The following is a 9,986-nucleotide window of genomic DNA, read 5'->3' as shown; positions in this document are numbered from 1 at the left end:
CCATTTGGCATACAACACGGTATTGGTTGCAGGCATAGTGGTGTCGGTAATAGGAGTGCCCACAGTCTCTGAATTGTCGTACCAGCCCTTGAAAACATAACCAGGACGTGGAGAAGTTAAAGAGGTGCCAGGAACATCAATGCTGGCATTAAAGGACTCTCCAAAGAGGTGAGAGTGCGTAGCAACAGTTGTACCAGAGCTTACGTAGGTAACGGTATAGGTATTGCGCTTATAGCGGTGCTCAATCAAGTTGGAATTGTAATCAGTGATGAGGTAGTCGAAGTTGTATGGCTGCCAACTGGTCCAACCAAGTGCATCGTAATTGGTTCCATCAAAATGGCCAATGCTCATGCGGTAGCCGTCATACGAAAAACCAGGATGTCTATTCTCACTCTCAAGGTAGCCATCACCAGCATTTCCAGCAATCTCTGTAATCATGCCAGGTCGAGAAAGCGTGTGGTCTCCGCCCATATCGTAGGTACCATCAAGTTTTTGATAGTAGTAGAAGAGTTAACGTGGACCAAGATCAGCGGAATTGGTATAGCGGCCGTAAATATCAAGCACATTATCTGCAGTAATTTTGGATCCTGGATCAGTTGTTTTTGCTTGGAAAGTGGTTGCAGTACCGCCAACACCAGGGATTATGCCATACCAATAGTAGGTTCCAGAAGGGTCGTCTGCACGCACGGCGGCGAGCATGTCGTCGCTGTACTTGTTGCCGGTATTGGGGTTAATGGCGTAAGGATTAAACGACTCACCATAACGAAGCGTAAGCGTATCAAGAATGGAGCCATTTCTCTTTGGACGCACATTAACGGTGATAGTTGCAAGGTTGTAGTAAACGTTAATAGTGGTGGAACCATCTGCTGCAATAGGAGTTGGATCGCTCTCGTGACTGTATGTTTCAAAGCGGAAAACACCTGTATTTGGCTGAACAGGAGCAGTTGCAGTCATTGTTCCAACGGTTCCGGAAGCTGCAGTAGTTGTGACGTAGTTGTAGTTAGAAGGGTTGTTTGGATCCTGAATAAAATAGGCGTAGTGATACGTTGCTGTTGCTGGAGTCCAAAGTGCCTTTGCGGTAACAGGCTCTTGAGGCATGGTGGTAGGCAAAGAATCTGCAATACCATCGTCATTAAGGTCCCAACCAGCAAAGGTATAACCAGTTCGTGTTGGATTAGGGACGGCAGGAACAGCATCTCCTGGATTTCCAATTACAGGAGAAAGCTCACTGCCGGAAGTTGAGAAATAAATTGCGCTGCGAGGATTGCGGTCATAGTAAATGTACTTAACAGCCTTGCCATCTGCGGTAACCTTGAGCGAAAGGTCTGTAGTTGTGCGTACAAAACCTGGATAAGTGACATCGGAAGCAGTAACAATCGAATCGGGCACACCGTAATTTTCTTCGGAGGAAGCCTCAACATAATTGCCGGTAGTCATTTCCTTCATGCGCTTAACGGTGTAGGTAACATAACTAGGCATGTAATAGACAGTCTGCTTGATGTAGTGATCTGAGCCAGAAGCAACGCCAGTAACAGTTGCTTGAGCAGGATCTTCCAGGTCATAGCCGGTGATTGTTGGAGCTGTAACAGACCAAGATTCTCCCTCATTTACAACTTGTTTAGAAGGAGCGTGAATCTCTTCGTCGTTTAATACGTTAACGTACGAGACTACAACAGAGTATTTACCTGCGTCTTCAATAGATTCAGCAATTGCAGATGCAGGTAGGCTGCTCAAAACAAGAGCAAGAGCAAATAAAATGCTCAAAACTTTCTTAGCGCGCATTATTTCTCCTCAAACAGCAACAAGATAGATAAATCATAATAAATGGCGAGAACGACTTGCTGTTCAAGCCGCAAATTGACCGTATATACATAATCCACTTCTCCTTATGGTTCAGGAGAAGTGGACGAGAAAAATCAATCGATCTAGGTGGACAGAATGCAATACGTTTGTGAGACTCAGCGTAGTATGAAATTTGTAGATTTGCACCTGCGACCTCGGCAGATTTCTTTTCAAAGAGCTTGCCAGATTTCCTGAGATGATAGGCAAGAATCAGGATGCTTGCCAGCATAACAAGCGTGCAAACGATGGAACCTTCTGCGCCAAAGCTACCGTCGGTAAGCCAATCCTGGCCACTGCCAGGAGAAAAATAGAAATCCGGTGGCATTTTTCATGTCACCAGATTTCTAATGTAAAGTTGCTGTTTAGCTGTTATAAAGCAGTAAGGAACGTCAAACCGCCCAAAATTACACCAGCAGTATTTGGGATAATAAGAATCCAGTCCTTTTTGGGCTCTTTAGTCCAACCATAGATGACCCAAATGAGACAAGAAACTGCTGCAAATAGTGGCTGAAAAGGTTGAGCCTTTACTCCCTGTAGATTTGCAATAATTTGTGGAATATAAGCGATAAAAACAAATACTCCGATAAAAGCTCCGATAGAGCCTACAAATAGATTGATTTGTTTCTTTGACATAAAACACCTCCTCCTTTGTTATTTTAATTATAAGGAGGAGGTGACGAAAAAGTTACCCTATCCGTGAAATTAGAATTTAATAAAATTGGGTTAGTTATGAAGAAGCGTTTGCGGCCTCAGCGGGTTTCTCGGTAGGCTTCTTTGTAAAGAGCTTGCCAGATTTCCTGAGCTGATAGGCAAGAATCAGGATAGTTACCAGCATAACAAGCGTGCAAACGATGGAACCTTCTGCGCCAAAGCTACCGCCGGTAAGCCAATCCGGGCCACTGCCAGGGGCAAACTGCAGCAAAGAACTGCCTGTAGTGCTACCGCTTACCAGAACTCCAAAGATGTTGCCCTGAGCAAAGTTCCAGGCTCCGTGAATGCCAGCGGCTCCCCAGAGATTGTCAGTTTTGATGATATAGAACGTCTCTAAGATGCCAAAAAGAATCAGGTCAATCAGAGACTGCATGGTAAAGCCGCTGTTAAACATATGGAGAAGACCAAATAGACTGCTCGAAACCACGATTGCAATAATTTTATTGGACTTCTCTGCCATGACAGGAAGAAGCCATCCTCTAGTGATAAGTTCTTCTGTTCCACCCTGAATGAGCCAAAACGGAATGGTGAGAAGAACAAAACCGAAGGCATAAGGCGTAAAAGTAGTGCCAACTAATTGATAAGATCCGGTCAAAATGAGAATCAGCATCACAATAGAGAAGAGAAGAATTCCTAGACCAAAGCCCTTGAGCAGCTCTTTCTTCCAGTTATCTTTGTAAAATCCCAGAGTAACAATCGGACGTTTTTCAAAGAGTTTTACCCACAGGAAAAAGAGGCCTGCGATAAAGACAAAGGAAAGAAGCATTATCAGAAGATAGTAGTCTCCAAAAATCTCTCTCAGATTGAGGGAATCGGAAAGGCGATCTGGAAGATCTGGGTGCGCCATGTAGTAAGGGGCAATAATAAGTGCTGCTGAGATGGTCATTACAATAGCGCCAATAATTTGCCCAACGACCAACAAGAAAACGGCTAAAAAGGGACTAAGCCAAGCTGGAGTTAGTCTCTTTGCCTGCTTGACGTCGGAAAACATGCGATTTTCTTGCATAAAAAACTCCTAGTTAACGTGCTCAAAGCACGTCATGTTGAAGACAAAATTTTAGCGACGGTGCAGGCAAACAGCGTCTACCTGCGATTAGTTCTCTTTATACTCTAAGAGAAAATCGCAACAATCGCCACCGTGGCCTATGGTTTTTGTACGGCCCCAGATAAGTTGAGGATGCAGATTACCGTATCCTGCATCGTCACTATCACAGTATGCAGCGGTTATTTCGGGGCAGCCATATTTTTTGGTTATCTCATAGTAGGGGCAGCTCACAATATTGAGGTGAGCTTCGTTACCGTGACTTTCTGGATATTCAAAGGCAAATCCAGCATTTGATGTGCAGCTTTTCTCGATACCTGATTTAAAGAGGCGAGGAAACGTACGTGCAAGACCAAACGTTTTGATGGCCCATTGGAAGAGTGGGACTCGTTTGGCAGCAAATCGCTGGAAATACTCGCGAATATACCAGACGGCCTTTTCTTGTGGGATGCCCTCTGCGCGTAGAGCTTCATATACTGCAATACCAGGGTAAATGCGCTTGTAAGAGTGAGCGCGGAGTTCCTTGGAATCTGATGTGTTTTCTGCACAAAGTGCTTCGTACCGCTTTTGAGCCGTCTGTGCAATCTGATCCGCTTTTGCCGCGCCGAGGTCCTCGGCGACTATTGTGCACGTATCTTTAATGAGCTGCTGCACTTTCATATGAGCCTCACTAGTCGTAAAAATGCCCTGATGAAAAGCAAGTAGAACGTACTAACAATTGTACGCTTAAATTTTTACGGAACGCAGCAAGCGCGGATGTCCAGCGATGGCTTAGGTAAAGCTTTTATAATCACGGGAACTCCTGAGTTTTGGAGGACAGAACGATGGGCGATGGACGGCAAGGGTCTATTGAGCATTAATCATGTCTAGAAGTTCTTTTGTATACTCTTCGGAATGGTTGATGGAATACTCACCATGATATAAGCCTTTCTTTATTTCAAGAACGCTATTAGGCAGTACCTTATGTATTTGTTCTGCTGAGCAGATCATCTTTTTCTGTTCTTTTTCTCCGACAAGAATACGGACTTTGGCGTGGACATCTTGAAAGTTGGGTTTTATCTCATAGGATGTATTTGCTTCCAAGAATGCAATCATGTTCTCTTTTGAGATTTGTGACGTGTCCCGATAATAGTCTTCAAATAAATCTTTACGAATATGAAGATAGTCAAATTGCATTTGAGCAAAACACTTCTTTTTCACTAAGCCATAACTTAGTGAAAACATCGGTTTAATCAAGGCATTTGTCATCGTAGACGGAATGACAGACGCACTTTCAATGACAGCGTTTTGACAAATTGAGTTTCGTTGCGTCAGCATCTCTACTAAAATCTGTGCACCAAGGGACAGCCCTCCAATAAGGAGAACCGAGCCTCCAAATTTTTTATCGATAAAAGAAATGAGCCGACTTGCGTTTTTCTCAATGCTTATAAAATCATCGTCACTACCTGCATGTCCGTCAAGGATTGGCAGCACAACGTGATACTGATCCTTCAACAGTTCAGCCTCGGCTTTATAATTCCACCAAGATAAACCGCCACCATGAAGCAGCATGATTACGTCGTTATGTTGTTTTCCAAATTCTACCGTTTTCATAGCTGCTCAATTCAATTTGTGACTTTAATCTAAACGCGAGCCAGCACCACAACGCACTCAACATGGCACGAGACGTGAGAAACGTTGTGGGTTGTGTGCGCACGGATGAAGGCGGTTTTTCGCCTGTTTGTGTAAATATATCCGCCCTATGACCTGTTCCTCATGACTGGATGTGCGTGGATAATCTGATACCGTCTCGCCCCCTGTCAGCCATCTTGGATTCTTCTTGAGAGTCCAGAAATCCCCAAATCATCTTCTGCTTGTTTTTCGACTATTCAATCATGCGTAAATAAACTTCCTCGGTTGACATCGTTACGAGAAGACATACCCGACTTTGTTTACGCCTATTACTCCTCGGCGCAGGACGGTGATGTCGATTGTCTCGTAGTCCGCTTTCTTTAGTTCAGCCGCACCGATGGCGATCCTCGGTATCTCCGTGGTCTCGATTCTGGTGCGTGGTATCTCTATCGTCTCGACTCCCATCTCATGGAGTACGTCCTCTGGAAGCTCATAGTTCTGCTCTACCAGCCCAAAACAGGTGAAGCCAGTATCAACGCAGAACGAGATTAGCTTCTTCTTGCCGATGTTGTAGATGACGCAGAAGGAGTTTCCTATCAGGCTGCCCAGCAGGTATCCGAGAACAGGAAGCTGGAATCCGAGTGTCTGACCTATGATACCTCCAATATGTGCACTAACGAGGTATCCGCCGGACACGACGACCATATCCACGAATGCCGCACCCATCTGCTGTGTGGTCATCTTTCCTGCAGCGACGAGAATGCTGTTCTTTGTGGTCTGCAAAACCAGAGCAACAACGGTGCCGAGAAGCGTCGGGCTGATTCCCTTGAGGGCTTCGCCAAGCGCACCGCTCTCGCACATGATGAGAAGTGAAGACGATATCGAACCGCGAAGGAACCCTTCTGCACCTGCCGATATTCCTTTCTCACCTATGTGCTTGACTGTGGAAAGGTCGAGTTCTCCGTTCTTGATGAGGAAATCGATGGCTTTATATATCTCCGGAGCAAGTTGAACGGCTACCGTTATGGCTGCCGTAGTGTATCCGGCTTTCAGAGCCTGCTTCAGCAGGTATTTCGTCTTGATCGCGCCCTCAGCTGTGACGCCATGCTCCTCTGCTTTGAACTCCTGCTTCTTGCTTTCCTTTGCCATCTTCTCGAGGTCTTTTCTGGAGGCAGATCTGGACTCCACACCCTCGTCGTTTGCAAGCTTGTCGGTCAGTCTCAACTCTGTCTCGTCGTAGGCTTTCGACACGTCCTCACGGATAGGCTCGTTTCGGAGTGCTTCCCGATGTGCGGTCTGTTTTGCGGTATCGAGCTGATCTGACGGAACGAGCCTGCCCTGACCCTGATAGCTCGCCTGACCGGTGTCGGGATTGAAGCGAGCCTGCGCCCTGGCGGTCTGCTCGGCGATTCCGTAGGACTTGGCACTGTAATCCGTGCCGGATTTCAGGTGAATGTCCACGGAGTCCTTCGCCGTGCTGTGAAGAACCGCTGCGCGGTCTGCCGAATCTGCCGCCACCGCATCAACGTTAAATGTGCCAGCTTCCCATTCCTCGAACATGTAGCCCTGCAGCTGTCCGATTCCAAGATTGCGGTACTGGTGGTTGTTGATATTATCTTCAAGCTGCTTAATTGCCGCTTCAACGGCACTGACGTATTCCGTGCCCATGTGGGCGCCTACGTCCGCTCCCATTATCGCTGCGGCAAATTCCCAGCCTTGTTGTACTTCGCTTTTCGTCTGCATCGATAGTTACCCTATTTGTTCATGAAGCTCTCAAGCTCATCTCTGTAAAGATGGATAGCTCCGTAGAAGAGCATCTGCCTTTTCATGAGGGATTTGTTCCTGAATATCTCTTCGGATTTGACTGCGACCTGCTCACTGACCTTCTCGAAGGCATCTGCTCCACTATCGAGAATCTTCTTCGCCACATTCAAGAAGGCAGGAGCCTCCTTCTCGCCGTCAGTCTCTTCTTGCTTGGCGATCTCTACGACGGGCTCCTCTCCGGCGTTCTCAACGATATCTTGCTTCATCGTCTTCAGGAAATTGGGAACTGGGAGGTCTGACAACTTCTTCAGAAACTCGTCGTAGCCCTCTCGGCTGGTCAAGGCTTCCGGCTCAACATAGAGGACAGCCTGATTGCCTGCCCATCCGTATTTGACGCCGCAGTCATCGAACTTCACGTCGATGACGGGGATGAGCTTGTCTGTTCCCTTGATGTCGCCGAGGAATAGAATCTTTCCTTGTATGTTTCCGGCCTTCTTATTACCGAGCCAAACCTTCTCCGTCCAAGACACGACGTTGATGGAGTTGTCCCTTGTGCCGACAACCTCATTTTCAGCATCATCATGTGTCTCGATCATCTTCTTGAGCTGATTCATCAGAAGCTCGTCCTTGTAGACGACGATAAGCGTTTTTTTCGTTTCAAGCATTGCAACAAGCCTCCTGTTAACTCACCATGCAAACGATATGTGTCTCTATTCTACGTCCCGTAGAAGCGGAATGTAACACCTTCTATAAGTCTTTAAGTTTCACGCCTTCGTCTGTAATCCACATGAAGCAGCTATCGCCGAAAGCCCCTGTTACATGCGGGTTTCAGCCGCGTCATCCATCTGTGCGTGACATCAAAACTACGCACTCCACATGCTTGGTGTGAGGGAACATGTCCACAGGCGTCACGCGCTCAATGGCAAACCCGCTGTCGAGAAGAACTTTGAGGTCTCTGGCCTGTGTTACAACGTTGCAGCTCACGTACACGATTTTCTTCTGGGCTAGCTGGGCTGTTGCCTTGAGGAAGGTGGGCGTGGAACCAGCGCGAGGCGGATCAAGAATAATAACGTCAAAGTTTTGACCATCTTTTGCCAGCGCCTGCATGTAGCGAGTGGCATCGTCGCAGATAAACTCAGCTTCAAGCTTATTGTTTCGAGCGTTTCTGCGTGCCATCTGAATGTTGTTCTCAACCTGGTCAACGCCAGTGAGTAAGAGGTTGATGCCTTGAGCTTCGGCGGCGTGTGCTAAGCAAAGTCCAATGGTTCCTGTACCGCAGTAGGCGTCAAGAACTCGCAGGCTGCTAGCCGGTGCGGAAATGGCTGCCTGAGTGGAAGCGTCGGTCAACGCGGCGCCGGCCTGCGCGGTGCCGACGGACTCGGAACCTGCAAGCTCGGAGCCAGCAAGCTCGGAGCTTGCTAGCGCGCCGTCGATGGCCAGTTGGTAGAGCACCTCAGTTTGCTGAGGGTTGGTCTGGTAGAAACTGGTTGGGCCAATCTCAAACGTGCAGCCCAAAAGCCTATCGCTCATAGATGTTGAACCCCAAAGCAGACGGGTTTCTCGCCCCAAGATTGCGTTGGTGCGCTTCTGGTTGACGTTCAAGAAGATGCTGGTCAGCTCAGGGTGAGCCTTGCGAAGCGCGGCAACAAATTCCTGCTCATGGGGCAGGTGCTGACCATTGACCACCAACACCAGCATGACATCGTCAGTGGCATATCCGCAGCGAACTACGCCATGGCGCAACGCTCCTTTGCCGCGATCCTCCTGGTAGGCGTGGATGTTAAACTGGCCAGCAAGAAATGCCACGTCATTGAGGATGGCGCGAGCTCGACCGTCTTCTACCAGGCATTCCTTTGAAGCAATAATCTTGTGCGTTCCGCTTGCGTAAAAACCGGAGCGAACCGTGCGACCCTTGCCAGGCGCAAATGGCGTTGCCGCCTTATGACGATACGCCAGGGGCTCGTCCATTCCACGGATAGGCTCGATAGTTACGTTATTGATGCTTGCCAGCGGGGCGAGAAGTTCTTCTACCTGCGCCTGCTTGCGCTTAAGTTGGATAGGATAGGGGACCGAAAGCCATTCACAGCCTCCGCAACTACGCGCAATAGAGCATGTTGGTGTCTTGTATCCCATAGTTCCTCTCCAAATCTTGGGTTACTACTATACCGTTTGCGGGCTTAAATGGCACGTTGAGGGGATTGTTGTATCTAATCTGTTTCGTCTTTTTGTATCGTTACCCGTTTATGCAAAAAACCGCTAGGCTAACAGGCACAGTATTTTGGCGAGACAAAAGAGGTGGACTATGGCTCTCATCAGCAAAATTGGTATTATCGGCGCTAATCATGTTGGCGCACATGTTGCAAACGCCCTACTTTACCAGGGACTTGCAACTGAGCTCTACATTAGCGACACAAATGAGGTCCTCTGCAAGGCTCAGGTAAATGACCTGTTGGACGCAATGCCATTTTATCCACACCCCGCTCGCGTCTATGAGCTTGATGACCGCTATGAGGAGCTTGCTGGCTGCGACATTATTGTTAATGCTGCTGGCCACATTGAAGCTGCAGCAGGTAGTCGTGATGGTGAGCTCTTCGTCACCACTGACGAGGCCAAGAAGTTTGCAAAGCGCATCGCAGACGCTGGCTTTGATGGCGTTTGGGTCAACATCGCAAACCCATGCGACGTTGTTACCACTGAGCTCCAGTATCTGACCGGCGCCGATCCAAATAAGGTTATCGGTTCCGGTACCACGCTGGATTCCGCTCGACTTCGCCATGCGCTTTCCGGCGCTACCGGCTATCCAGCATCTTGCATTAACGCTTGGATGCTCGGCGAGCACGGCAACGGCATGTTTGCTTGCTGGTCACATGTCTCCATTGGCTGCCTCACCCTCGACGAAGTTGCAGCTCAGGCGGGCAAGACCTTTGACCTCCCAGAGCTTGAGCAGGCCGGACGCATGGGTGGTTACGTCACTTACAGCGGCAAGCAGTGCACCGAGTACTCCATTGCAAACGGC

General features: G+C 48.2%; 11 protein-coding genes. 1 reads left to right on the top strand and 10 read right to left on the bottom strand.

All coding sequences use genetic code 11. The features are described 5' to 3' along the window. The 10 genes from RWJ43_RS04415 to RWJ43_RS04370 all read right to left on the bottom strand — a co-directional run. A partial coding sequence (locus RWJ43_RS04415) for an InlB B-repeat-containing protein (protein ID WP_314008247.1) occupies positions 1 to 471 on the bottom strand: 471 nt, incomplete at its 3' end. Between the two features lie 39 nt (positions 472 to 510). Then, on the bottom strand, positions 511 to 1,782 hold the full coding sequence (locus tag RWJ43_RS04410) for a hypothetical protein (protein ID WP_314008244.1): 1,272 nt from the start codon (positions 1,780 to 1,782) through the stop codon (positions 511 to 513). Further along, complete coding sequence (locus RWJ43_RS04405; RefSeq protein ID WP_314008242.1) at positions 1,772 to 2,167, bottom strand: hypothetical protein; 396 nt, start codon at positions 2,165 to 2,167, stop codon at positions 1,772 to 1,774. The genes RWJ43_RS04410 and RWJ43_RS04405 overlap by 11 nt, the downstream gene beginning before the upstream one ends. A gap of 44 nt (positions 2,168 to 2,211) precedes the next feature. Then, positions 2,212 to 2,475 carry a SemiSWEET family transporter gene (locus RWJ43_RS04400; protein ID WP_035428211.1) on the bottom strand — a complete coding sequence of 88 codons (264 nt, stop codon included), beginning with the start codon at positions 2,473 to 2,475 and terminating at the stop codon, positions 2,212 to 2,214. A 94-nt stretch (positions 2,476 to 2,569) separates the two neighbouring features. Beyond that, positions 2,570 to 3,559 carry a CPBP family intramembrane glutamic endopeptidase gene (locus RWJ43_RS04395; protein WP_314008238.1) on the bottom strand — a complete coding sequence of 330 codons (990 nt, stop codon included), beginning with the start codon at positions 3,557 to 3,559 and terminating at the stop codon, positions 2,570 to 2,572. 87 nt (positions 3,560 to 3,646) lie between these two features. Then, on the bottom strand, positions 3,647 to 4,255 hold the full coding sequence (locus tag RWJ43_RS04390) for an L-2-amino-thiazoline-4-carboxylic acid hydrolase (protein WP_314008235.1): 609 nt from the start codon (positions 4,253 to 4,255) through the stop codon (positions 3,647 to 3,649). A gap of 186 nt (positions 4,256 to 4,441) precedes the next feature. Beyond that, on the bottom strand, positions 4,442 to 5,188 hold the full coding sequence (locus RWJ43_RS04385; protein WP_314008232.1) for an alpha/beta hydrolase: 747 nt from the start codon (positions 5,186 to 5,188) through the stop codon (positions 4,442 to 4,444). A gap of 312 nt (positions 5,189 to 5,500) precedes the next feature. Then, the gene (locus RWJ43_RS04380; protein WP_314008230.1) at positions 5,501 to 6,874 is read right to left on the bottom strand and encodes a hypothetical protein; all 1,374 of its coding nucleotides are present in this window, start codon (positions 6,872 to 6,874) and stop codon (positions 5,501 to 5,503) included. 86 nt (positions 6,875 to 6,960) lie between these two features. After that, entirely contained in the window at positions 6,961 to 7,635 is a 675-nt protein-coding gene (locus RWJ43_RS04375) for a hypothetical protein (protein WP_314008227.1), read from the bottom strand. Positions 7,636 to 7,807: 172 nt separating this feature from the next. Further along, entirely contained in the window at positions 7,808 to 9,103 is a 1,296-nt protein-coding gene (locus RWJ43_RS04370) for a class I SAM-dependent RNA methyltransferase (RefSeq protein ID WP_314008224.1), read from the bottom strand. A gap of 169 nt (positions 9,104 to 9,272) precedes the next feature. On the opposite strand from RWJ43_RS04370, the gene RWJ43_RS04365 reads away from it, so the two are divergent. Then, a partial coding sequence (locus RWJ43_RS04365) for a lactate/malate family dehydrogenase (protein ID WP_314008221.1) occupies positions 9,273 to 9,986 on the top strand: 714 nt, incomplete at its 3' end.

It is taken from the genome of Lancefieldella parvula, assembly GCF_963530955.1.
GTDB lineage: Bacteria > Actinomycetota > Coriobacteriia > Coriobacteriales > Atopobiaceae > Lancefieldella > Lancefieldella parvula_A.
Note: the sequence above shows the minus strand (reverse complement) of the source record. Positions and strands in the feature narration are given on the sequence as shown.

What these genes read in the sequence shown, in the direction of transcription:
- RWJ43_RS04400 (WP_035428211.1), bottom strand. Translation starts at nt 2,475, where the DNA reads ATGTCAAAGAAACAAATCAATCTATTTGTAGGCTCTATCGGAGCTTTT.
- RWJ43_RS04370 (WP_314008224.1), bottom strand. Translation starts at nt 9,103, where the DNA reads ATGGGATACAAGACACCAACATGCTCTATTGCGCGTAGTTGCGGAGGC.
- RWJ43_RS04405 (WP_314008242.1), bottom strand. Translation starts at nt 2,167, where the DNA reads ATGCCACCGGATTTCTATTTTTCTCCTGGCAGTGGCCAGGATTGGCTT.
- RWJ43_RS04395 (WP_314008238.1), bottom strand. Translation starts at nt 3,559, where the DNA reads ATGCAAGAAAATCGCATGTTTTCCGACGTCAAGCAGGCAAAGAGACTA.
- RWJ43_RS04410 (WP_314008244.1), bottom strand. Translation starts at nt 1,782, where the DNA reads ATGCGCGCTAAGAAAGTTTTGAGCATTTTATTTGCTCTTGCTCTTGTT.
- RWJ43_RS04385 (WP_314008232.1), bottom strand. Translation starts at nt 5,188, where the DNA reads ATGAAAACGGTAGAATTTGGAAAACAACATAACGACGTAATCATGCTG.
- RWJ43_RS04390 (WP_314008235.1), bottom strand. Translation starts at nt 4,255, where the DNA reads ATGAAAGTGCAGCAGCTCATTAAAGATACGTGCACAATAGTCGCCGAG.
- RWJ43_RS04375 (WP_314008227.1), bottom strand. Translation starts at nt 7,635, where the DNA reads ATGCTTGAAACGAAAAAAACGCTTATCGTCGTCTACAAGGACGAGCTT.
- RWJ43_RS04380 (WP_314008230.1), bottom strand. Translation starts at nt 6,874, where the DNA reads ATGGGCACGGAATACGTCAGTGCCGTTGAAGCGGCAATTAAGCAGCTT.